At 64.2% G+C, this 23,236-nt stretch carries 23 protein-coding genes and 1 tRNA gene; 10 read left to right on the forward strand and 14 right to left on the reverse strand.

The annotated features are described in order from the left end of the window. Positions 1–163: 163 nt before the first annotated feature. The 3 genes from LB565_RS14535 (at position 164) to LB565_RS14545 (ending at position 3,369) form a co-directional block, all read left to right on the forward strand. Positions 164–805: a carbonic anhydrase gene (locus LB565_RS14535; RefSeq protein ID WP_224585046.1), complete on the forward strand. Its 642-nt coding sequence runs from the start codon at positions 164–166 to the stop codon at positions 803–805. Between the two features lie 55 nt (positions 806–860). Next, positions 861–1,232 carry a nuclear transport factor 2 family protein gene (locus tag LB565_RS14540; protein WP_224585047.1) on the forward strand — a complete coding sequence of 124 codons (372 nt, stop codon included), beginning with the start codon at positions 861–863 and terminating at the stop codon, positions 1,230–1,232. 88 nt (positions 1,233–1,320) lie between these two features. Continuing rightward, on the forward strand, positions 1,321–3,369 hold the full coding sequence (locus LB565_RS14545) for a M3 family metallopeptidase (RefSeq protein ID WP_411970649.1): 2,049 nt from the start codon (positions 1,321–1,323) through the stop codon (positions 3,367–3,369). A 102-nt stretch (positions 3,370–3,471) separates the two neighbouring features. Here LB565_RS14545 and LB565_RS14550 read toward each other — a convergent pair whose 3' ends face one another. The 4 genes from LB565_RS14550 to LB565_RS14565 form a co-directional block, all read right to left on the reverse strand. Then, on the reverse strand, positions 3,472–4,992 hold the full coding sequence (locus tag LB565_RS14550) for a M81 family metallopeptidase (RefSeq protein WP_224585049.1): 1,521 nt from the start codon (positions 4,990–4,992) through the stop codon (positions 3,472–3,474). Positions 4,993–5,071: 79 nt separating this feature from the next. After that, on the reverse strand, positions 5,072–5,896 hold the full coding sequence (locus LB565_RS14555) for a carbohydrate ABC transporter permease (RefSeq protein WP_224585051.1): 825 nt from the start codon (positions 5,894–5,896) through the stop codon (positions 5,072–5,074). Next, on the reverse strand, positions 5,893–6,762 hold the full coding sequence (locus LB565_RS14560) for a carbohydrate ABC transporter permease (RefSeq protein WP_224585053.1): 870 nt from the start codon (positions 6,760–6,762) through the stop codon (positions 5,893–5,895). Before LB565_RS14560 ends, LB565_RS14555 begins: the two co-directional genes overlap by 4 nt. Before the next feature lie 424 nt (positions 6,763–7,186). After that, positions 7,187–8,419, reverse strand: a complete 1,233-nt coding sequence (locus LB565_RS14565) for an ABC transporter substrate-binding protein (protein ID WP_224585055.1) — start codon at positions 8,417–8,419, stop codon at positions 7,187–7,189. Between the two features lie 173 nt (positions 8,420–8,592). Between LB565_RS14565 and LB565_RS14570 the strand changes: the two genes are divergently transcribed. The 3 genes from LB565_RS14570 to LB565_RS14580 are packed head-to-tail and all read left to right on the forward strand — an operon-like array spanning position 8,593 to position 11,322. Then, entirely contained in the window at positions 8,593–9,363 is a 771-nt protein-coding gene (locus LB565_RS14570) for an SDR family NAD(P)-dependent oxidoreductase (protein WP_224585057.1), read from the forward strand. A 2-nt stretch (positions 9,364–9,365) separates the two neighbouring features. Next, complete coding sequence (locus LB565_RS14575) at positions 9,366–10,433, forward strand: ABC transporter ATP-binding protein (protein WP_224585059.1); 1,068 nt, start codon at positions 9,366–9,368, stop codon at positions 10,431–10,433. 7 nt (positions 10,434–10,440) lie between these two features. Beyond that, positions 10,441–11,322, forward strand: a complete 882-nt coding sequence (locus LB565_RS14580; RefSeq protein ID WP_224585060.1) for a MurR/RpiR family transcriptional regulator — start codon at positions 10,441–10,443, stop codon at positions 11,320–11,322. Positions 11,323–11,500: 178 nt separating this feature from the next. On the opposite strand, the gene LB565_RS14585 is transcribed toward LB565_RS14580, so the two are convergent. Beyond that, complete coding sequence (locus tag LB565_RS14585) at positions 11,501–11,812, reverse strand: DUF167 family protein (RefSeq protein ID WP_224585062.1); 312 nt, start codon at positions 11,810–11,812, stop codon at positions 11,501–11,503. Next, positions 11,812–12,111, reverse strand: coding sequence for a YggT family protein (locus LB565_RS14590; protein ID WP_135888880.1), 300 nt, complete (start codon positions 12,109–12,111; stop codon positions 11,812–11,814). Before LB565_RS14590 ends, LB565_RS14585 begins: the two co-directional genes overlap by 1 nt. A 167-nt stretch (positions 12,112–12,278) precedes the next feature. On the opposite strand from LB565_RS14590, the gene LB565_RS14595 reads away from it, so the two are divergent. After that, positions 12,279–12,354: transfer RNA gene (locus LB565_RS14595), tRNA-Ala, on the forward strand. 176 nt (positions 12,355–12,530) lie between these two features. Beyond that, on the forward strand, positions 12,531–12,974 hold the full coding sequence (locus tag LB565_RS14600; protein ID WP_224585064.1) for a hypothetical protein: 444 nt from the start codon (positions 12,531–12,533) through the stop codon (positions 12,972–12,974). Positions 12,975–13,185: 211 nt separating this feature from the next. Here LB565_RS14600 and LB565_RS14605 read toward each other — a convergent pair whose 3' ends face one another. The 7 genes from LB565_RS14605 to exbB all read right to left on the reverse strand — a co-directional run bounded on the left by LB565_RS14605 (position 13,186) and on the right by exbB (position 21,531). Further along, a complete protein-coding gene (locus tag LB565_RS14605) occupies positions 13,186–13,521 on the reverse strand; it encodes a hypothetical protein (RefSeq protein WP_224585066.1) in 336 nt (111 codons plus the stop codon). Positions 13,522–13,730: 209 nt separating this feature from the next. Then, positions 13,731–16,766, reverse strand: a complete 3,036-nt coding sequence (locus LB565_RS29950; protein WP_224585068.1) for an AsmA family protein — start codon at positions 16,764–16,766, stop codon at positions 13,731–13,733. A 266-nt stretch (positions 16,767–17,032) separates the two neighbouring features. Beyond that, positions 17,033–17,527 carry a hypothetical protein gene (locus LB565_RS14615; RefSeq protein ID WP_224585070.1) on the reverse strand — a complete coding sequence of 165 codons (495 nt, stop codon included), beginning with the start codon at positions 17,525–17,527 and terminating at the stop codon, positions 17,033–17,035. Positions 17,528–17,633: 106 nt separating this feature from the next. Beyond that, positions 17,634–19,028 carry a multicopper oxidase family protein gene (locus LB565_RS14620; protein WP_224585072.1) on the reverse strand — a complete coding sequence of 465 codons (1,395 nt, stop codon included), beginning with the start codon at positions 19,026–19,028 and terminating at the stop codon, positions 17,634–17,636. Between the two features lie 81 nt (positions 19,029–19,109). Beyond that, complete coding sequence (locus LB565_RS14625; RefSeq protein WP_224585074.1) at positions 19,110–20,090, reverse strand: energy transducer TonB; 981 nt, start codon at positions 20,088–20,090, stop codon at positions 19,110–19,112. After that, a complete protein-coding gene (gene exbD / locus LB565_RS14630; protein ID WP_224585077.1) occupies positions 20,087–20,593 on the reverse strand; it encodes a TonB system transport protein ExbD in 507 nt (168 codons plus the stop codon). Before exbD ends, LB565_RS14625 begins: the two co-directional genes overlap by 4 nt. Positions 20,594–20,598: 5 nt before the next feature. After that, entirely contained in the window at positions 20,599–21,531 is a 933-nt protein-coding gene (gene exbB, locus LB565_RS14635; RefSeq protein WP_224585078.1) for a tonB-system energizer ExbB, read from the reverse strand. Positions 21,532–21,812: 281 nt separating this feature from the next. Here exbB and LB565_RS14640 point away from each other — a divergent pair, with 281 nt between their 5' ends. Further along, positions 21,813–22,487, forward strand: a complete 675-nt coding sequence (locus tag LB565_RS14640) for a cysteine hydrolase family protein (protein WP_224585080.1) — start codon at positions 21,813–21,815, stop codon at positions 22,485–22,487. Here LB565_RS14640 and LB565_RS14645 read toward each other — a convergent pair. Continuing rightward, entirely contained in the window at positions 22,450–22,641 is a 192-nt protein-coding gene (locus LB565_RS14645) for a hypothetical protein (RefSeq protein WP_224585082.1), read from the reverse strand. The two genes, LB565_RS14640 and LB565_RS14645, sit on opposite strands and share 38 nt — an antisense overlap. A gap of 275 nt (positions 22,642–22,916) precedes the next feature. Between LB565_RS14645 and LB565_RS14650 the strand changes: the two genes are divergently transcribed. Continuing rightward, positions 22,917–23,231 carry an antibiotic biosynthesis monooxygenase family protein gene (locus LB565_RS14650; RefSeq protein WP_224585084.1) on the forward strand — a complete coding sequence of 105 codons (315 nt, stop codon included), beginning with the start codon at positions 22,917–22,919 and terminating at the stop codon, positions 23,229–23,231. Positions 23,232–23,236: the final 5 nt, after the last annotated feature.

Here is a 23,236-nt window from a genome sequence, read left to right on the forward strand (position 1 = left end):
GAAGCCATGAATGCCGCATCGCGATTGCGACGGGCTCATCCGCAATTCGGCATTGCTCGCGACCGACTTTTGCCGCTAGAGGCTTTCCCAGACTTCAGGCAGACATCGCTCGAACACCCATATTCGTGCTGCATCCAACCCGGAAAGGGCCCAGACGCCGCCCATGCCACACCTTCCTGAGCACCTCCTCGCCGGCTATCGCAACTTCATGGCCGGCCGCTATCCCTCGGAAAGCGACCGCTACCGCTCGCTGGCGCGCGAAGGCCAGGCGCCTGAAACGATGATCGTCGCCTGCTGCGATTCCCGCTCAGCCCCGGAAGCGATCTTCGACGCCGGACCGGGCGAGCTTTTCGTGCTGCGCAATGTCGGCAATCTGGTGCCGCCCTATGAGCCGGACGGCGAGTTCCATTCGACCTCGGCGGCGCTGGAATTCGCCGTGCAGAGCCTCAAGGTGAAAAACATCGTGGTGATGGGCCACGGCCGCTGCGGCGGCATCCGCGCCGCGCTCGACACCAATTCGGCGCCGCTGTCGCCCGGCGATTTCATCGGCAAGTGGATGAGCCTGATCGCGCCGGCTGCCGAGACGGTGGCCGCCAGCACGATGATGACGGCAACCGAGCGCCAGACGGCGCTGGAACGCATTTCCATCCGCTATTCGATCGCCAATCTGAGGACCTTTCCCTGCGTTTCGATCCTCGAAGGCAAGGGACGGCTCTCGCTGCACGGCGCCTGGTTCGACATCTCGACCGGGGAGCTTTGGGTGATGAACAAGGAAACCGGCGATTTCGAGCGGCCCGAGCTGTAACGGAGGGGCGATGCACCGGACCTGGCGGAGGTTCCTTCTCTCGGCGGCGCTGCTCATGTCCACGGTCGCCCGCGCCAGCGCCGATGACGGCGCCATCATCGACCGCTGGTATTCGGCGCTGCTGGCCGCCGACAGGACCGAATTGTCCGAATTGCTTGCCGACGACGTGCGCATGAAGCTGGACGACGTCGGCATCGTGCAGACCAAGCAGGATTTCATCGCCTCGATCGACGAATGGCAGGGCGCGGTGACGGGCGCCGCGATCCGTCATCGCATCGAAAGGAGCGAGAATGGCGAGACCACGGTGCTCGCCTGCTACGACTTCCCCAGCAACGACATGCTGATGCGCGAGACTTTCACCGTCGCCGGCGGGCGGATCGTCGCCAGCACCCAGACGGCGGTGGCGCAGGACTGCAGCGCCTATTGAGGCGAAGCCCGAGTTGCGCTGTACGCGGCACCGCCCTACATCGGGAACTGCCCTCCGCCTATCGAACGTCCCCCGATTGGATCTGTCCATGTCAAAAACCGTCGATCTCGCCGCCCATCCGCTGACCGTCTGGCAAGGGCCGCTCGGCCTGCCGGACTTCTCGCGCATCGGCGACAATGATTTCGGCCCTATCTTCGATGCGGCGCTCGCGGCGCATCAGGCCGAGATCGACGCGATCGCCGGCAACAGCGAGACGCCGACCGTCGAGAACACACTTGCCAAGCTCGAGCTTGCCGGTGAAGCGCTCGACCGTGTCTCGTCGATCTTCTGGTGCCGCGCCGGCGCTCATACCAATGACACGATCCAGGCGATGGAGCGCGAGGTTTCGCCAAAGATGTCGCGGCATTTCTCGGCGATCTCGATGAATGAAAAACTGTTTGCCCGCATCGACGACCTCTACCAGCGACGCGACAGCCTGCAGCTCGATGCCGAAACGCTGCGCGTCCTGGAAAAGACCTGGAAAGGCTTTGTCCGGTCGGGCGCGAAGCTCGATGCGGAGGGCAAGAAGCGGCTTGCGGCCATCAATGAGGAACTTTCCTCGCTCGGCACCAAATTCGGCCAGAATGTGCTCGCCGACGAGCGCGACTGGGCGCTGTTCCTCGACGAGGCCGACCTTGCCGGCCTGCCGGACTTTTTGAAGAGCGCCATGGCGGAAGCGGCCGAGATGCGCGGCCAGAAGGGCCGCTACGCGGTGACGCTGTCGCGCTCGATCTACGAGCCGTTCTCGACTTTCTCGGAGCGCCGCGACCTGCGCGAGATTGCGTTCAAAGCCTTCATCATGCGCGGCCAGAATGGCGGCGCCTCCGACAACACCGATGTCGTGCGCGACATGCTGAAGCTGCGCGCCGAGAAAGCGAAGCTTCTGGGCTACGGCTCCTTCGCGGCGCTGAAGCTCGATGATACGATGGCGAAGACGCCGAAGGCGGTGCACGAGCTGCTCGATCCCGTTTGGGAGAAAGCCCTGGAAAAAGCGGCCGCCGACCAGAAGGAGCTGGAGCGGCTGGCGGCGGAAGCCGGCAGCAACGAGAAATTCGCGGCCTGGGACTGGCGCTTCTACCAGGAGAAGCTGCGCGCCGAGAAATTCGCCTTCGACGAAGCGGAGCTGAAACCTTACCTGCAGCTCGAACGCGTCATCGAAGCCTGCTTCGATGTCGCGACACGCCTGTTCGGCATCACTTTCGAGGAAAAGAAGGGCATAACAGCCTGGCACTCCGACGCGCGCGTCTTCGTGGTGAAAAATGCCGACGGCAGCGAACGCGGTTTGTTCCTCGCCGATTATTTCGCGCGGCCCTCAAAACGCTCCGGCGCCTGGATGAGCGCGCTTCGGTCCGGTTACAAGCTTGGCGACGGCGCCAATCCGGTCATCTACAACATCATGAATTTCGCCAAGCCGCCGGCCGGCGAGGCGGCGCTGCTGTCGGTCGATGAGGCGAAGACGTTGTTCCACGAGTTCGGCCACGCGCTGCACGGCATGCTGACCGACGTCACCTGGCCGTCGGTTTCCGGCACTTCGGTCAGCCGCGACTTCGTCGAATTGCCCTCGCAGCTTTACGAGCATTGGCTGACGGTGCCCGCGGTGCTGGAAAAGCATGCGCTGCACGTCAAGACCGGCGAGCCGATGCCGAAGGACCTGCTCGACAAGATGCTCGCCGCCCGCACCTTCGGCGCGGGTTTCGCCACGGTCGAGTTCACCGCTTCGGCGCTGATCGACATGGCCTATCATGCGCGACCTGACGCGCCCGCCGAGCCGCTTCGATACGAGGCTGAAACGCTGGAAAAGCTGCAAATGCCGGACACGATCGCGATGCGCCACCGCACCCCGCATTTCGGGCATATCTTCGCCGGCGACGGTTATTCAGCCGGCTATTATTCCTACATGTGGTCGGAAGTGCTCGACGCCGACGCCTTCTCGGCTTTCGAGGAGACGGGCGATGCCTTCAATCCGGAACTCGCCGAGCGGCTTCGGAAGAACATCTATGCCGCCGGCGGCTCGAAGGACCCGGAAGAGCTTTATACGGCGTTCCGGGGGAAAATGCCTTCGCCTGAAGCGATGATGGTGAAGCGGGGGTTGGTGTAGCGCCGGCTTCCCCTTCTCCCCCTGTGGGAGAAGGTGTCGCCGAAGGCGACGGATGAGGGGTGTTCCAGGGAACGCCGACCTCTCACTCCGCTGGAACACCCCTCATCCGGCCGCTTCGCGGCCACCTTCTCCCACAAGGGGAGAAGGGGAAGCGCTCCAAGGATCAGCCACCCTCGGCCAGATCGGCCGGTTGAGCTTTCTGTAATCCGTCACCGCCGGATTGCTCGGATAGGAACTCGGCGCAGCCACATAGATGATCTCGGCGGCGATCGGCGCGAAGCCGGCGTAGAAATGATTCGTCGATTTGATCAGCAGGACGTCTTTCGACAACGGATCGATGCCGATGTTGGAAAAGATATCGGGTTCGAAGGTCTGGGTGCGGTTGGTGTTCAAGATGACATCGACCTCGGTGCCTTCGATGCGCACCACCGCCGACGGCCCCAGCGTCACGCGGCTCGGCCCGAAGCTCTGCCAACCTTCGCTGACCGCCTTCAGCACCGTGACGCGCGCGTCGATCGGCTCGCCGGCCTGAGGGCCGGCCTTGCCACCGAAGCGCAGATCGATGGCCGCGCCCTCGCCGGCCGCGTGGCAGAAGGTCACGGCGATCGGATCCCAGATCGTCGCCACGCCGACCTTGGTCACGCCACGCGAAAGCAGCTCTCGCAGCACGATGGTGCCGTCGCCCGGCACGCCGCCGCCCGGATTGTCCCAGATGTCGGCGATCACGACCGGCTTGTCCTGGCGCTGGGCGCGCACGGCTAACGCCCGCTCGATGCCGGCCGATGCAGACAGCATCGTCATGGCGGTCTTCTCACGCAAGGCGTAGAGCTCACGCCCGAGCGTTTCGACCAGCTTGTCGCCCTTTTCCTTGTCATTGTCGGTGACGACCAGGATGCGCGTGCCCATTTCCGGCACGTCGGCGGCCATGAAGCCGTGGATGACCGAGACCGACAGCACGCCGTCCTTGCCGTGCAGCGCCTTGATCCTGTCGACGAAGGAGCGCATCGGCTCGCGGCTGGTCGGCAGCACCTGGATCATGCGGCAGTCGAAGGTCGAGATCACAGGCTTGATCTCGCCGCGCGCCGCGGCGAGGCCGAGCTCGACCACATGCTCGCCGCGCTCGTAGAAATCGGTGTGCGGGAATTCGAGGAAATAGGCCATGACGTCGCAGGCCGCGACGCGCTTCGGGGTCAAATGGCTGTGCGGATCGAATTCCGATGCGATTACCACTTTCGGGCCGACGATGGCGCGCACGCGCTCCAAGAGATCGCCTTCGCAATCGTCATAACCTTGCGCCACCATGGCACCATGCAGGCCGAGGATGACGGCATCGACCGGCAGTGCCTCCCTTAGCTGGCCAAGGATCTCGTCGCGCAGCGCCTCATAGGTCTGCCGTTGAACCAGGCCGCCGGGCTCCGCCCAGGTGGCGGTGCCTTCGATGACAGTCAACCTTTCCTTCGCGGCGCGCTTGCGCAACGCCACGATCGGCGAGGAGCAGAGCGTCGGCGTCTCGGGATGTTTTCCGGGGCCGGCATAGAAGGCCATCTCGAACGAAGCCCGGTCTGTCGGCACCGGCGAGAAGGTGTTGGTTTCCGTCGCCAGCGAGGCGGTGAAGATGCGCATGAGGGCTCCGTGATGACCTTTGTTTTTCGCAATTCCGGACGGAAACCGCTGCACACTTTTCCTGGAATTGCTGGGATTGCTACTTGACCGCGCCGAGCGCCAATCCGCGGACGAGGTAGCGCTGCAGCCAGATGAAGAGGATCGCCACCGGCAGTGTCGCCAGCAGCGTGGCCGCCATGACATGGTGCCATTCGATCGTATAGCGGCCGGCGACCAGCGAGAAAACCTGGATCGGCAGCGTGTAGCTTTCCTGGCTGCGCAGCATGGTGAGCGCCACGACGAATTCGTTCCAGGCATTGATGAAGGTGAAGATCGCCGTCACCGCAATTGCCGGCAGGCAAAGCGGCAGGAAGACTTTGCGCAAGGTCAGCCAGCGGCCGGCGCCTTCCATCCAGGCGGCCTCCTCCAGGTCGTGCGGGATGGTGTCGAAATAGCTCTGCAGCATCCAGACCGTGAAGGCGACGTTGAAGGCCATGTAGATGAAGCCGAGCGCGGTTGTGCTCTCGACCAGCCCCCAGGCTGCCATCAGCCGGAACAGGCCGAGCACCAGAACGATCGGCGAGATCATCTGCGAGATCAAAAGGAACTGGCGGAAGGCGCTATAGCCGGCAAAGCGGAAGCGCGACATGGCGTAGGCCGCCGGCACCGAGATCAGGATCGCGCCGATGGTCGCCAGCGCCGAGACATAGAGCGAGTTGAGCAGCGCCTGGCCGAAGCCGGTCGCCACCCACATGTCGGCGAAATTCGACCAGCGGAATTCGCTCGGCCACCAGGTGGGCGTCAGCACCTCCGTGCGCGGCTTGACGGCGGTGAGGAACATGACGGCAAATGGGAAGATCGTCACCCCGATCAAGGGGGCCAGCAGAACCCAGGCGATGATGGTGCGTTTCATCTTAGGGGTCATGAGCGCTGCTCCCGCATGGCGAGGCGCACATAGATCATGGTGAAGACGAGCAGGATCGCGAACATCACCAGCGACACGGCGGAGGCCTCGCCCAGCTTGCCGATGCGGAAGGCGAGCTTGTAGAGATGCGTGACCAATATGTCGGTCGAGTTCGCCGGCCCCCCTTGAGTCATCACCCAGATGATCGGGAAGGAGTTGAAGACATAGATGGTGTTGAGCACGATCGCGATGTTGATGAACGGTTTCAGGAGCGGAAAGGTGATCTCGCGGAACTGCTGCAGGGGCGTCGCGCCCTCGAGTGCCGCCGCCTCATAGAGATCGTCGGGGATCGAGGACAGGCCTCCGAGGAAGATCGTTGTGGTGAACGGCACCGTCACCAATATGCCGATCACCACCTGCATCGGGAAGGCGGTCTCGGCGCTCGCCAGCCACTGGATGTTCTGGCTGATCAGGCCGAGCTTCATCAGCGCCGAATTCAGCATGCCGCTCTCGCCGTTGAGCGCCCAGCGCCAGACCACCGCGGTCATGGTGAGCGACACCGCCCAGGGCAGCATGATGATGACGCGGGCGAGGCCGCGGCCGTAGAAGTCCGTGTTGAGGATGATCGCCACCGGGATCGACAAAAGCAGTGCGCCGCCGACCACGAGCACGGTCCACAGCCCGGTGCGCCAAAGCGCTGCGATAAAGTCGGGATCGGCGGCGAGCGCCGAGAAATTGGCCAGGCCGCTGAATTCGCGAAGCTGGCCAAAGCGGTTTACGTCATGCGTCGATATCTGGATCAGGTCCCAGACCGGCCAGAAAATCACCATCGCCGCCAGGAACAGGCTGGGCAGCGTCAGCAGATAGGGCAGGAAACGATTTTGCATCGGCTGGTTTGTACCGCGTTGCGGAGTGGAGATTAGATGGCGCTGGCTTAACAGATTGACTTAACCCCGCCTCTTTCTTCTCAGGACACCGCTTCAGGATTCCTTGCAAGTGGCGGCGCTGTTCCTCACCTGTGCGCCCGTCCTCCGCGGCGGCCGCGGAAGGGAGCCCTTCCTCTCCCCCGTCGATCGGGGGAGAGGTGTCGAGCGAAGCTCGACGGAGTGGGGTCGACCTTGGGCGCAAGGCGAGGCGATGCTTGCGCCGAGTGCCCTTCGTGTCCGCTCGCGGCGGTGGCCAGGTGGTTCCCCCACTCCGTCTCGGCTTCGCCGAGCCACCTCTCCCCCCTCCGGAGGGAGAGGAAGGAGGCAGGGAAAGTGTGGCGCGCTCCGACGGGTGGAGCGCGCCACGGGCGCAGGGAGATACGCCCTATTTCTTCTTGAGCACGGCGTTCGCCTTGTCCGCCGCGTCCTTCAGGGCCGCTTCCGGCGTGGCGCTGCCGAGATAGATCTTCTGCATGGCGTCGGATGTGATCTGGGCGATCTCTTCCCAGCCCGGGATGACCGGCGCGAAGCGGGCGTCGGGCAGAAGCGCGGTGAAGGCGGCGAGGTCGGCGTTGTTGACGTAATAGTCCATCTTGGCCTCTTCCTTGTTCACCGGGAGGAAGCCTTCGCCCTGCGTGAACTTGGCGCGCTGCTCCTTGGTGAACAGGAAGTCGAGCAGCTTCCAGGCCTCGTCCTTGTTCTTGGAGTTCTTGAACATGATGATGCTATCGGTGACGCCATAGGTGCCGCGCGCGCCGGTCGGGCCGGCGGGAATGGCGGCGACGCCGTATTTCAGCTTCGGCGCCTCTTCCTTGATCTGGTTGGAGAGGAAAGGCGCGGTGATCATCATGCCGACCTTGCCCTGCTTGAACAGGTTCTGCACGTCCTCGCGGTTGTTGGAGGTGACGCCAGGTTCCGTCAGGCCCTCGTCGATCATCGACTTGTAGAGCTTGGCGGCCTCGAGCGCGCCCGGCGTGCTCAGACCGGAGGTGCCGTCCTTGTTGAGGATCTCTGTGCCGAAGGACCACATCGCGTAGTAGTAATAGACGTCGGTCTCAATCTCCTTGCCCTGCAGGCCGTAGCCGAAGGCGCCTTGAGCCTTGATCTTGCGCGCGTCCTCCTGCAGCTCGGTCCAGGTGGCCGGCGGCTTGGCGATGCCGGCCTTCTCAAAGAGCTCCTTGTTGTAATACATGGCGCGCGCCGAGGCGGCGATCGGCAGGCCGTAGGTATGGCCGTCCATGATCGAGGGCTGCAGGAAGGTGTCGATGAAGCGGTCCTTGAACTCGGGCGTGATGTAGCTGTCGAGCGGCTCGGCGACATCCTGCTGGACGAAATCGATCAGCCAGCGCGTGCCGATGATCGAAAGGTCGGCATTGGTGCCGGCGGTGATGTCGGTGGTGAGTTTCTGCAGGAGCACATCCCACGGCACCACTTCGTATTTGATGGTGATGCCGGGATTGGCCGCCTCGAACTCCTTCTTCACCGCTTCGAAATAGGGGCCGGTCTTGGCGCTGTATTCGGCGACGGTGACGCGCACCTCGCCGGCATCGGCGGGTGCCGCCAAAGCCAGCATGCTCATTCCAGCCAACAGGCCGACAGTCCATTTCGCAAGGCTCATCTGATCTCTCCCATTGATGCGCATTCGCGCCTGGCCTTAGAGGGCACAGGATTTATGTTACTTTCCTACATTATCGAGGGTTATGCCCAATGCAAGCAGTTTGTCATGTTGCTAAATTACATTTTGTTGGATAGCGTTCCGTCGCTGTCTGGCACGGCGGAGGAGCGCGTATCGTGGTATCAAAGGCCGATTTCGAGGGCAAAACCGTTGTCGTCACGGGCGCCGGCGGCGGCCTTGGTTCGGCGATCGTTGAGCTCATGGCCGAGCGCGGCGCGCGCATCGTCGGCTGCGACCAGTCGACGGAGGCGCTGGCCGGTCCGCATATTGCGTCGCGCCATGTCTTCAACCTGCTCGACCGGGCCTCGATCGAAGCGGCTATCCCGGCGCTGCTCGACAAGGACGGCGTTCCTGACATCCTGATCAACAATGCCGGCTGGACACGCGCCGAGACCTTGAACGTGCTGACGGCGGACAAGATCGAAGAGGAGCTCGACCTCAATTTGACCGGCGTGATGACCTTCGCCGATCCGCTGATCAAGGCGATGTCCAAGCGCGGCGCGGGCAGCGTCGTCTTCATCTCCTCGGTCAACGCCATCGCGCATTTCGGCAATCCGGCCTATGCCGCCGCCAAGGCCGGCATCAACGCCTATGCCAAGTCGATCGCCGTCGAGCTTGGCCGCAGCGGTGTGCGCGCCAATGTCGTCTGTCCGGGCTCGATCCGCACCTCCGCCTGGGACCACCGCCTGGCCAAGGATCCCGAGATCCTCGGCCGGCTCAAGCGGCTCTACCCGCTTGGCCGCATCGTCGACGCTTCGGAGGTGGCGGAAGCCGTGGCTTTCCTTGCCTCCGAGCGCGCTTCCGGCATAACAGGTGCCGTGGTGCCCGTGGATGCCGGGCTAACAGCCGGCTACCTGCCTTTCATCGACGACATTTTGGGAGCGTGACCATGACCGACGTCCAGTTCCGCAACCTGTCGAAATCCTTCGGCCAGCATAAGATCCTCGAGGACATCAATCTCGACATCCGGACTGGCGAGTTCGTCGTGCTGGTCGGCCCCTCCGGCTGCGGCAAGTCCACTTTGCTGCGCATGCTCGCCGGGCTGGAGACGATCACCTCCGGCGATCTCGTCATCGGCGGCACGCGCGCCAACGACCTGCCGCCGCAGAAGCGCAACATCGCCATGGTGTTCCAGTCCTACGCGCTGTTTCCGCATCTGAAAGCTGCGGAAAACATCGGCTTCGGCCCGAAGATCCGCGGCGAGAACCGCGCCGCGATCGATGACAAGGTGAAGAAGGCGTCGGGCGTGCTGAACCTCTTTTCCTATCTCGACCGTTATCCCAGGCAATTGTCCGGCGGCCAGCGCCAGCGCGTCGCCATGGGCCGCGCCATCGTGCGCGAGCCTTCGGTCTTCCTGTTCGACGAGCCGCTTTCGAATCTCGACGCGCAGCTGCGGGTGCAGATGCGCACCGAGATCAAGGCGCTGCACCAGCGGCTGAAATCGACCATCGTCTATGTCACCCACGACCAGATCGAGGCGATGACCATGGCCGACCGCATCGTGGTGATGGACCGCGGCCGTATCCAGCAGGTCGGTCAGCCGCTGGAGCTCTATGACCGACCGGCCAACAAATTCGTCGCCGCCTTCATCGGCTCGCCCTCGATGAGCTTCGTCTCCGGCGCGCTGAAGACCGCCGGAGCCAAGTCCTGGTTTGAAACGACAGGCGGCGGCCGTCTGGCGCTCCCGGGCAAAGCTACGTCCGGCAGCGACACGGTCGAGGCTGGCATCCGGCCCGAGCATTTCGTGGTCGGCGCTGGCGACGATGCCCTCGCCATCAAGGTCGATGTCGTCGAACCGACCGGCTCGGAAACGCATGTCTATGGCTCGGTCGGCGGCGACACGGTGCGCGCGGTGTTCCGCGACCGGCTGCAGGTGAAGCCGGGCGACCGGCTGCCGGTAAGCGTCGATCCGCGCAACATCCACCTCTTCGACAAGGCGACGGGCCTGCCGCTGTGAGAAGACTATGAAGACCCCGGCCGACATCATCACCCGCCTGCAATTGATATCGCAGGACGGCACCAAGTCGGACCGCCGGCTGGCCGGGCTGGTGCTTTCCGACCTCGATTTTGCCTCCAAGGCCGCCATCTCGGAGATCGCGGCGCGCGTCGGCGTCAGCGAGCCGACCGTCACCCGCTTCTGCCGCAATCTCGGCTGCGAGGGCCTGCGCGATTTCAAGTTCTATCTGGCGCAGGCGATCGCCATCGGCGGCCAGTATCTGTCGCCGGAGCCGCTCAGCCGCGACGCGCGCGAGCAGCGCGTCGCCTCGGCAATCACCGAAGCGGCCATCGCCGCCATCCAGCGCGCCAGCGAGAATCTCGACATGACCACGCTGATGGATGTTGCCGCCCGCATCGCCGGTTCGGGCAATGTGCTGTGCATCGGTTCCGGCGGCATCTCCTCGATGATGGCGACCGAGATGCAGAACCGCCTGTTCCGGCTCGGCCTGTCGGCGCTCGCCCAGACCGATGGCCAGCTGCAGCGCATGTATGCCGCCGTCGCGACGCCCGAGACGACGCTGCTTGCCTTCTCCGTCTCGGGCTATGCGCGCTCGGTGATCGAGGCGGTCGAGGTCGCACAGCAATATGGCGCGGCGACCGTCGCCATCACTGCGCCAGATTCGGCCTTGGCCAAGGTCGCCGACACAGTGATCCTTTTGCAGTCCGTCGAGGACGGCAACATCTACAAGCCGACCTCGTCGCGCTACGCGCTTTTGGCCATCCTCGACATGATCGCCACCACGGTGGCGGAAGCGCGGGGGCCGAAAGTGCTGGAGAATCTGCGCCGCATCAAGCAGAGCGTGAACACGCTGAAGGTCGACGATCCGAAGCTGCCGCTGGGGGATTGAGCGATTTTGAAGACTCACCCTCACCCGGACTGCCAACCGAATTGCGAAGAGCAATTCGGGGCAATCCGACCTCTCCCCAAGGGGAGAGGAGCAGGTCGGCCTCAACGCCAACCCTCCTCTTCTCCCCGCCGGGGAGAAGGTGGCCACGTAGCGGCCGGATGAGGGGGCGCCGCCAACGTTATTTGCCGAGCGTCTGAAGCCGCTCCACCAGTTCAGCCCCATCACCCTCTATCCGCAGCGTCTTCAGCCGCGATGTGCCGCCGGCGACCACCGAAACGGCCGATACTGGTACACCCAGCGCCTTGGCCAGCATCCGTTCCAATGCTTGATTGGCGGCGCCGTTCTCCGGCACGGCGCGCACGCGCGCCTTGAGGTGATTGCGCCCGTCGGCGGCGGTCTCGACACCGTCAATCCGGTCGAGCGCCGCCTTCGGCGTCAGCCGCACGAAGAGGTCGATGCCGTTCTCACGCAGCCGAAACGGCGCGCTCATCAGCCGCCGGTCACGACCCAGGACCAGACGGTGGTGACCAGAAACTGGCGGATGAAGAAGATGATCAGAAGCAGGATGATCGGCGAAATGTCGATGCCGCCGAGATCGGGCATGAAGCGGCGGATCGGGCGCAGCGCCGGATCGGTCAGCCGATAGAGCATATTGCCGACGCTGCCGACGAACTGGTTGCGCGAGTTGACGACATTGAAGGCGTAGAGCCAGGAAAAGATCGCCGAGGCGATGATGATCCACCAGTAGATATCAAGCGCCATGACGATGGTCTGAATAAGGGCGATCATGCCGGTCTCCAAAATTGTCGCCGACATGTAGCCATTGCCTGGCGTGCGGGCAAGGCCCGCGGGCTTGGCGTGCGGGCAAGGCCCGCCCCGCCATGGCGCTTGTGCCGGCCCGGTCTTTCGCCTTGACATCAAACGGCCGCGACCGATACAAGCCCATCCGCTGGAACGGGGCTGTAGCTCAGCTGGGAGAGCGCATCGTTCGCAATGATGAGGTCAGGGGTTCGATCCCCCTCAGCTCCACCAGCCAGCACACCCATGTGCTTCTCATCGGCTTCTGCCTCCTCGCTCAGCATTTTGTGACAGCCGGATTTCGGGCCGCCGCTTGGAACCAATGGCGGGGCAAGACGGTTCAGCTATACTTTTGAAGCTGATATCCCCGGCCGGCTGGGTAAGCGGCGATGTGCGAGGAGGTCACCATCATGCAGATTTCGTCCAGGTTCCGTTCAGTCGCGGTTGCGGCCATCGCTGCCGCCGGCGTCAGCATTGCCAGCGCCGCGCATGCCGACAGCGGCACGATCCGCTTCTCCGTCTACAAGGCTGCCTTCTTCATCGGCGGCTCCGGCGGGGAAGGCACGCTGACCTTCCATGGCAAACGCTATCCGATCTCGATCGGCGGCGTCTCGGGCGGCCTGGCCTTCGGCGCATCCAAGACCTATTTTCAGGGCAGGGTGCGCCACATCCGACGCGCCAGCGATGTGACGGGCGTCTACGGCGCGGCCGGCGGTGGCGGCGCGCTCGGCAGAGGCGCCCAGGTGATCGTCATGACCAATGACAAGGGCGCCCAGCTCGAGCTCACCGGCCGGCAGGTCGGCCTGCAGGTCAACGCCGACCTCAGCGGCATGAGCATCGCGCTGAAGAGGTAGGAGCTCAAACTCCGTCCGTTATTCCTGGACGGGCCGGTTCAGGCGCCGCCCGGGCGCGCAATGCCAGCGACCAGATCGCGCCGGGCGGGGCCAGGCGGCGAGTTTCATCGACCTCTCCGCCGAACCTGCCAGTGCCAATGGCAGGGTGTTCCCGCTCTGAATGAATAGCGGGCCTGCAGGCATCCCTCTTGCGAATGAAGGGCGGCTCGCCTCAGTCGTCCCAATTATCCCAATTGTCTTCGTCCGGCGGCGGGTAGTCGGGAACGACCCGGATAATCGGCCGTGCACGCTGGTAGCGCCAATAATCCTCGTCCGGCGGCTGAGGCTCATAGGTGCGGTAGGCAGGCCGGTCGTAGTGGTGGCGCCTCCAGTATTTGTGCTTTTTATGGGGCCGCACGCAGTAGCCGTCTTCGGTCAGGTAGGCGCATGTGACATGCGCCTGCTGCACCAGGCCGTTTCTGGCCGGCATGCCAATCATCGGCGCCGCGTGGACCGCTGGCATGACCGCCAGCATGGTCCCGGCAAGGGCAAGAACAGACAATTTCATCGGCCTCTCCACCTCTCCAGACTAAGGCCGGAAGAACGTCCTGATTGGGGACGATTTGCGGCGGCCGAGATCACTTTGATTTGCGGCCGCACATATGAGCGTTAGATCATGTATTGCGCCTGACATGCCGAGCCTGCCTTCAGGCTTGAAAATCAAGGAGCCGCCGGTGTCTTCACGCAATCCTTGGCGCCCCAACGCATCCCATAACGCTAATTCGCCAGCTGATCGAGAAGCGTGTCGATTTCCCCTTTCTTTGGCGCTTCGGGGGAAGCAGGGGCGGCCTGCGGGTCGGCGGAAGCGGGTTCGAGCGCCGGCGCGGTGGTCTCTGCTTCGGCCGCGCCGCCGGCGTTCGAACCTGGCGGCGCCGCCGCATTATCCGTCTTGCCGGTGCCCGGCGCCGCAGCGGGTTCCGGAGCCGCGGGCAGCGCTTTGGGCCGGGGCGCGGCGTTGCGCAGAAGATCGCCGATCAGGTCCGCCGCTCCCGTGCCGGAGCCGTCGCCGTTCGAGCCCGTTTGGCCCGGGATCAGCTTGTCGAGATTGAGTTTCCCGGTTGGCAGTCCAAGGCGGCTCAACATGTCCAGTGCGCCCTGCGGGTCTTTGGCCAATGCGCTCAGGTCCGGATAGGCCCGAGGCGCAAACAGCGGGCCCTGGACCACAATCGGCACCCCGATGCCCTTCACGGCAACCTCGCCTCCCTGCCCGGCAAGCGAGGCAACGACGCGGGGGTTGAGACGGATGTCGAGCGTCTGGTCGGCGAAGTCGATCTTGCCCGAGCCGTCCATTCGCACCAGCGGACCCAGCAGGCTGATATCCGTCGTCTGCGCGACGCCGTTCTCGATGGCAAAAGAGGCGCCGAGTTCGGTGAACGTCGTCTTCTTGGTCTGATCCTGCTTGAAGCCGCCGGAAAGCAGCCCGACCAGGTTGTTGTAGACCTCGGCTATGTCGATGCCGCGGAAGGCGCCGTCGCCCAATTTTGCCGCCGCTTTGCCGCCAAGGGAACGGACAAGCGATTTCGTGGTCTTTCCCGAGCCTGAAATCGCGACGGTCGTATTGAGCGTTCCTTCGATGCGGTCGAAATCCGCCGCGTCATGGAGCAAGGGAGCCGCGGCCGCGCCGGCGATCGCAGTGTTCAGGTTCAGGGAAGCGGCGTCCTGGGAGCCGTCGGCTGTCATTTCCGCGGCAATCGTGCCGCCGTAGAAGGGACTTTGCGGCACGTTCAGGTGCGCCTTGCCATCGGAAACCACCAGAGTGGTGGCCACCGGCCCGGCGAAGACCTTTCCATAGCCGAGTTTGTCGGCCTGGATATCCACCTTGGCATCAATTCCCTTGAGGAAGGAGAGATCGATCGGTGCGTCGGTGGCGCCGTTCGGCTTCTGCGTTCCTCCCGTGACAGCCTCGCCGCCGCCGGCGAACGCCGCGAAGTCAAGTTTCGCCAATTTAAGCGACGTCCGGATGTTGAGGGGCTCCCCAAGTTTCATCGAGCCCTGGCCCGACGCCTTGACGCCGTTCAAGGCAACAGCGGCTTTCTGAAAGGAAAGCTGTCCTGGCCCGGCGTCCACGTCACCTTTGAAGGCAAAGTCCCGCAGGCCGCGGGAAGCGCTCTGCCCCAGCCATTGCATGAGCTTGTCGACCGAGGCCGATGTGACTGAAACCTGACCCTTGAACGTGCCGCCACCCCCGGCAGTGCCGCTTATGCTGCCTTCGAGGTATTTGGAGAAAACCGAAAGGTTGATCGGCCCGGACGCGTCGGCAACGGAGCCGCTGGCCAGAAAGGATGCAGGCGCGAGCTGGGACTTGAAGGTCACGGCCTGTCCCCGCCAGACGAGCTTGCCCGTCAAATCGACCGGCTTGCCGACATCGTGAACCTTCGCGTCAAGATTGAGCCCGGTGATGTCGTCGGCCGTCCGGACGTCGGCAAGTGCTGCAAGCGGAAGCTTGCCCTGCCTGATCCCGACCGTTCCCTGCAGATTGACGCTGCTCAGTATGCGCTCTGCGGTGAGTCCGCGAAAAGCGAATCCCATATCGGCGGTCAGCTTGCCGGACAACGGCACGGATTGTCCGGCCAGCTTCGCTATAGAGCCGATGTCCAGCCCTGAACTCGCAATATTGCCCCGTATGGTCGGAGGTGTTTCACCGACATTCGTCGAGGCTTTCGCGGTGACGCTTCCCGCATCGAGGCCGAAGTGCTCCAGCCTTGCCTCGAGATGTCCATCGCGCAGCGTGGCGGTGAGCTGGACATCGGAAGCCCGTATCTTGCCGCCGACCAATTCATCGATGGCGACGCTGATGTCGGCATCGAACGCGGAGAGCATCGCGAGGTCGGGCTCGCCGGAACCGGCCGAAGCCTTGCCCGCGCTGGGACCACCCTTTCCAATATCGCTCAGGGCGTCGATATCGACGCGCTTTGCCGCCAGGTCGGCGAAGAAGCGATGCCGCGCCCCGGGCTGGAAGAGCGCGTCCATCTGGAAGCTCTGGTCGCCGATATCGAACTTTTCGCCCTTGATCTGATAACTGCCGTTCCCGTTGAGCTGGATCTCTCCACTGGCATGCAAGGAAGAAAATTTGGCAACCGGCGCCGGGTCGAGTCGCGCCTCGATGGCGATCTGGGCCGGCAGCCGTTTCAGGATAGGCCTCAAGGCGGAAAGCTTCCCGCTCATTTCGATGCGACGGCCGCCGCTGGTGCCGGCCAATGAAAAAGAGACCTCCCGGTCGAGGTCCGGAACCCTCAGATCGGCGTCGATTGCTGTCACCTTAGCGGCATTGCCGGCCGACGCGCCTGAGGTAAGGGTGCCATTCGTTATCGTCAGTTGATTGATCGCCAGCCGCTCGAGCGTATCGACAATCGCCGCGAACGGATCGGCCTGAACATCCTTCGGTTCTGAAGGTGACGCCGCGTTTGCCGAAGCCTTGAGCGCGATTGTCGGATCCGCCAGCGCGACGGACTGTATCTCAAGCTTTTTCGACCATAGGGACGACAGCGTTATCGAAGTCGAGAACCGCGGAGCGGATATCGCGATGTCGCCCGTGCCGGTCGAAAGCGAGATATCGTCCGCGACCACCGCCAGCTTGGGCAGCAGCGATAGTCTGACAGGTCCGTCCAGCCGAATTGTCATTCCGGTTGCGGACGACAATTGCCGGCTCAATTCGGCACGAACCCAGTCGATCGAAACAAGAGCGGGCACAAGGAAGAGCAGCCCGACGGAAAGAACAACAGCTACGGTGAGTGCAGCGACGATTTTTCTCACATCGACCCGCCAAAATGATCGGAAGAATCAGTATCGTTAAACATACATGCTTCTGGCGCCCGACTGAATCCTGCCGAAACACGCGCTTCGCGCCGGACGAATTTCGCACTGCTCCACGGAGCCGTCGGCTCTTTCGCCGAAGGCCATCGCGATGGAAGCCATTTGCACGCGAGTGTTTCCAGACCAAAGGTTTGGAAAAGGAGCCCGGCGCCATTCACCCCGGAGGACGCTGACACCGGCGGAGTCCCGGACCGGCCTCGTCCCACTCACCGGGCGACTGGTGTTGCTTTATGATCGCGTTGGCGCGCATAGGCCACACATGCGTCTACCGTGCTGACGCAGAGCGCATCGACGCTGTTCGGCAGATTGTTGTCGCCGGCATAAGCAACCTCGGCGACACGACCGCCGATCATGCGGATCTGCGTGTTGCAATAGCCGCCTGGAGCGACATTGACGGAACCGCCGACAGCAGGAATCGCGCCCACGGCCATCGTCGGCACCGCGATACTGAGGTTGCCGCGTTGCACGGTGCGCTGGTAGGTCCAGATCTGGCCGGATGAACCCACGTCGGCCGTCGCGGTCGGAAAGCCGGCGCACATGCGGACATCGGCCTCGCTGAGACCGACCATCTCCTTGCGGGCAGCGGCCGTGGTGGCGTCGACCTTGGCGATGCTCGACGTATCGTCGGGGATGACGCAGGACGACAACATGGAGATGCCTGCCGCGACAAAGGCAAGTTTTCGAATACGCAAGGATGTCATGCCGTCGGTCGGAGTTGTGTGCCGCCCCAGCGCCTTCCTGCCTACCTAGGCAATCGGCCAAACGCGTCAACCCGCGGAAGGCCGACGCATTTCCGCGCCAATGCGCTCACACCACCCGGAAGTAGCTCGTCATGCCGGTCTTCTGGTGCTCGATGATGTGGCAATGCAGCAGCCAGTCGCCGGGATTGTCGGCGACGAAGCCCAGCTGCACCTTCTCGTCGGGCTGGATCAGATAAGTGTCGGAGACAAGCGGCTGCACTGCCCTGGTCGAGGACGACAGCACCTTGAAGCTCATGCCGTGCAAATGGATGGGGTGCGCGTGCGGGGTCAGGTTCGCCATGTCGATAATGTAGCTCCGGCCGAGCTTCAGTTCGGCGAGCGGCGCCGTCGGGTCGGGCGTGTCGCCCGGCCACGGCACCTTGTTGATCGCCCAGAAACTGTAGCCGAGCGAGCCGCAAATGCCGTCGGCCGCGACGTTTTCCGCCGTGGCGCTCAGCGCCAGCGGAATACGCTTGGCGCTGGTCAGGTCCACCTCCGCGACCGGGTTGGCTTCGAGCGGGCCGAGATCGCGCAGATCGTGCTTCAGCGATCTGCCGACCGAACGCAGCGTCGCCAGGACTTTCGGCTTGGTGCCTCTGACGTCGCGCAGGCTGACGATCGCGCCCTCCTCGTCGGGCATACGGATGGCAAGCTCCAGCCGCTGGCCAGGCCCCAGCTGCAAGGCATCCGGCGTAAACCGCTGCGGCACCGGATTGCCGTCGAGCGCGATGACCGCAGCTTCGGCGCCGTCGACGCGAAAGGCATAGATGCGGGTGACGTCGGTGATGGCGGCGCGCAGCCGCACCAACCCGCCGGCCGGCGCATCGAATTGCGGCTGGCCCTGCCAATTGGCGGTGCGCACCGTGCCGAAGGTGCCGGTCCTGGCCGCGTCGCGCGGCCTGAACGGCTCGATGAACTGGCTGTCGTCGCCGAGCCGCCAGTCGCGCAGGTTGACGACCATCTCGACGTCGAAGACCGGATCGTTCGGGTTCTCGACCGCGATCACGCCGGTCAGACCGTGACCCATCTGGATCAGCGTGTTGCAATGCGGATGATACCAGAACGTGCCGGCGTCGGGCGGCGTGAAGGCATAGTCGAAACGGTCGCCCTGATAGACATAGGGCTGCACCAGGAACGGGACGCCGTCCATCTTGTTGGGGACGCGGATGCCATGCCAGTGGATGGTCGTCGGATCGTCGATGCCGTTGATCAGGCGCGCGGTAAACGGCTCGCCCTTTCTCATCCTGACGACCGGCGGCGGACCTGCTTCACCATAGGTCAGCACATTCTTCGTCGGCGCACCCTCCATCAGCCGCGCCTCGATGGTGGCGGTCTTCAGGATCAGCGGGGCAGGCTTCAGGGCCGCCCAGCCGGCAAACTTGCCGACAGTCGCGGCGCCGATGCCGGCGAGGCCTGCGGCAGCTGTGGTTTTGAGAAGGGCGCGGCGCGTAAATGTCGTCATATGGTTTCCGTCGGCAGGATGCCTCGGCCGTTGGAATTGAGCTGAACCAGTCAGCCGCCTACCACCATCCGGCGCGCCGGCCTAGTCCCGCAGGCTGAAGACGAAGGGCGCGGTGCGGGTGACACGGGCACCGAGCTCCGCCGGCGGCGCCGGCAACGAGGCGCCCTGCAGCGCGCCGAGCGCCGCGCGGTCGAGATCGCCGTCGCCCGAGGATCGCGCCAGCCGGGCCGAGACCACCCTGCCGGAAGGGTCGATCGTGAAGGTCACGCTCGGCATCCCCTCGGCCCGCCTGGAGCGCGCCGCGCTCGGATAGCGGGTGTGCCGCCTGATCCACGCCGCCAGGCTGGAATCCCAGCGCGACGGGCCGACGCTCGAGCGCGGCGGCGCATCCGAGGACCGGGGTGCTGCCGCCTTCGCCGCCGCCTTGGCGTCGATGCTGGCGGTGGTCGTGGCCGTGGGCGGTGGGGCCTTTTCCTTCTTCACCCGTTTTTTCGGCTTTTCGACCGGCTTCTTCTCGGCCTTCTTCCTGGCTTCGGCCTGCTTTTGCGCTTCGGCTTCCACCGGCTTCGGTTGCGGCAGCGGAATGACGACGTCCGGCGCGATCGCCTCGACGGGGTCGGGCACGAGCTCGTCCGGCGGCGGCTGCTCGCTCAGGGCAGCAATTGCAGCCGGCGCGGCCTGCTCGGCTTCTTGCGTGTCGTCGGCGTCGGATCGCTGGCCGGCGACCGGCTCGGCCTGGTTCACCACCGGCGCCGGATCGGTCACCGGCTTCGCGTCGACGGGCTTTTCCGTTTCCTCCGCCGCGTCGGGCGGCTCCGGTGTCACCGCGTCCAGCATCGCCGTCTCTTCCGGCGCGGCGGGCGCGGCGACCAGCGGCGCCATCTCGATCGCCAGCGCCGGCGGCGGACCGCCATCCTGCATCTCGGCGAAACTCAGATTCTGCACCGCATAGGCAACCGCCACATGCGCGGCCAGAATGATCGCGGCCGCGCTCGTCCACAGGCCGGCCTCACGCGGGCCGAAGCGCGGCCGGGAGATGCGCGAAAGGGCGGCGACCGTCATGGCGCCGAACCGCCATCCGGGGCCGGCGCCGAGTTTGCACCAGATGCCGGAGTTCCAGCTTCGGCCGGTCCGCCAGCACTGCCCGACATAGTTTCGAGACCCACCAGCGCGACCTTGAGATAGCCGGCGGCGCGCAAAAGGTTCATCACCTCCATCAGGTCGCCATAGCCGACCGTCCTGTCGGCGCGCAGGAAGATGCGCGTCTGCTTGTCGCCCTTGGTGCGGTTGTCGAGCGCCCCGGCGAAGGCCGGGCGGAGCACGCTGTCATTGCCGATCGCCAGCGTCAGATCGCTTTTCAGCGTAAGGAACAGCGGTGTCTCGGGCCGCGGCGCCGGCGCAGCCGTCGATCCCGGCAGGTCGACATCGATGTCGACGGTCGCGAGCGGTGCGGCGACCATGAAGATGATCAGGAGCACGAGGATGACATCGATGAACGGCGTGACGTTGATGTCGTGGCTTTCCTCGAGATCGTCGCCGGAGATCTCGCGAATGCGTGCCGCCATCGCCGCTACTCCGCCGCCATGGCCGTCGCCGGCGGCACGGTGCGGAAATCGAGGTCGCGACTGACCAGCCGCTCGACGCCGGCGGAAGCGTCGGCGAGAATCTGCCTGTAGCCGGCTATCGAGCGCGCGAAGACGTTGTAGATGACGACCGCCGGAATGGCTGCGACAAGGCCCATTGCGGTCGCAAGCAGCGCCTCGGCGATGCCCGGCGCGACGACGGCGAGGTTGGTGGTCTGCGCCTGCGAGATGCCGATAAAAGCGTTCATAATGCCCCAGACGGTGCCGAACAGGCCGACGAAGGGCGCCGTCGAGCCGATGGTGGCGAGCAGGCCGGTGCCGCGCGACATGCGCCGGGCCGCCGCCGCCTCGATGCGCGCAAGCCGGGAGGCGACGCGTTCCTTCAGGCCGTCGCCGGAAGCATGGTCGAGCGCGCCGGCCGAAAGCGCCCGTTCTTCTTCGGCCGCCCGCACCAGAAGCGCGCCGGGGCCGCCGCTGTGGCCGAGTTCCCGCCCGGCCTGCATCAGCGTCGCGGCGTTGCCGATCGCATCGGCGGCGCGGCGGGCCCGCAGCTTGCCGCCAAAGACCTCCAGCGACTTCGCGAGCCAGATCGTCCAGGTGACGAGGGAAGCGAAGGCCAGCCCGACCATCACCGCCTTCACGACGATGTCGGCATTCATGAACATGCCCCAGGGCGACAGGTCATGCGGCGGCGTCAGCGAGATGGACGGTTCTTCGCTGGCTACGCTGTTCGCAGCTAGCTGGAAGCCCGGTTCCACCGACGTCGGAGCGGGCACCCGTTCCGTAGGCGTCTGCAGGGTTGGAGGGGCCGGCGTCTGCTCGACTGGCGCAGGCGTCGCCGATCGTTCCTGCGCTGCGGCGACACCGGCCGAAAGAATGAGCGACGCGACCAGGGCCGCCAGGAGACTGTTTCGGGACAAGGCGCGTCCTCGCTTCATCATTGCAATGCGGCGGCCGCCGCAGACAGGTGCAGGGCGAGCCATGCCGGCTGACTATTAAACATGAGTTTATGAGTCAACTATAAAGATGACTGTGCTGCTTAACAATCTCCGATGTGCCGATGCTCACCTCGGCAGCGGGCCTGGACCGCGGGGCGGTTGCCGGGCACGATGCGCATGGCGCAACAAATTTTTTTTTTTGCGCAATTCCGGACGGAAAACCGCTACGCATTTTCCTGGAATTGCTCCACGGCAGACGATCGATGATCAAGGCAATACCCTTCGATTTTCCCTATGACGGCAGGCTGGAGCCGCAGCATACGGCGCTGCTGGTGATCGACTTGCAGGAGGATTTCCTGTCGCCGACCGGTTACTTCGCCAGGAAGGGCTATGATCCGTCGCCGCTGAGAGCCATCCTGCCGGCGGTCAACCGGCTGATTGCCGCGGCCCGCACCGCCGGCCTCACCATCATCCACACTAGGCAAGGCTACCGCGTCGACATGGCCGACATGACGCCTTACGAAAAATGGCGCCGCAAGCGGGCCGGCCTCGACGGCACCGATGTCCTGCTGCGCTCCGGCCCGGGCTTCCAGATCGTCGCCGACATTGATATGGCGCCGCAGGACATCATCGTCGACAAGACCTGCAACAGCGCCTTCACCTATACGGATCTGGAGCTCGTTTTGCGCGCGCGGGACATAACGCACCTCATATTCACCGGCTGCACGACGGATGTATGTGTGCACACCACATTGCGCGAGGCCTGCGACCGCAACTTCCAGTGCCTGACGATTTCGGACGCCTGCGCCAGCGGCGACCGGTATGCGCATGAAGCCGCGCTGCATATGGTGACGGTCGAGGACGGCGTCTTCGGCGCGCTGGCGGACTCGGAGGCCGTCATCAGCGCGCTATCACGGCTCGCGGGTGTGGCGAGCTGAGGATTTCGGGATCGCGCGGATCGCCTGGTTCCGGCCAGCCGATGTCCTTGCGGATGTCGAGCGGCAGCAGATAAAGCGTCCGCGCCGCCCGATAGCGGGCACGGGTTGCGGTGTATTCGGCCGCGATGCGAGCGATGGATGACAGGATCGACATTTGCTTCTCCCTTGGTTGATGCCGGGGTCGCAGCCCGGCACTCACCAAGACGAAACGGGGATGGCTGTTGGAACGGCGAGGACAAATTTTTCTGAACTCACGGACGCGGCGGCCGCTCGATAGGCCCACGGCAGCGTCCGAATCGCGAACTTGATTGATTGCCGGAAAAACTTTTGCATGTACCGTTCCGTTTTCGGTTCGGACTTCGTCTTGAGGGTCGTAACGGGTGCGAGAGCCAAGACGGTCTCCGCCATCAGGACAAAACGGAGCTGAGCATGTCGACAACAGTGACCTTGATCAACGTCTTCACCGCCAAGCCGGGCAAGCAGCATGAACTCGCCAAAACGCTTGCCGAGGGCACGAGAAACTTCTTCAGCAAGCAGCCGGGCTCGCTGTCTTCGTCCGTGGTCGTCGGCGGCGACGGCAGCAAGGTCGCCAACATCTCACAATGGAGTTCGGCGGAGGACATCGCTGCCTTCCGCAGCGATCCGCGCTTCGGCGAGTACATGAAGAGCATCGTCGAGTTGGCCGCCGGGGAGAGCATGATGGGTCACACGACCTATTCCCATACGGGCGGGGTGGAAAACTAGGAGGC

It is taken from the genome of Mesorhizobium sp. CA14 (assembly GCF_020165195.1).
In the GTDB taxonomy this organism is placed as follows: domain Bacteria; phylum Pseudomonadota; class Alphaproteobacteria; order Rhizobiales; family Rhizobiaceae; genus Mesorhizobium.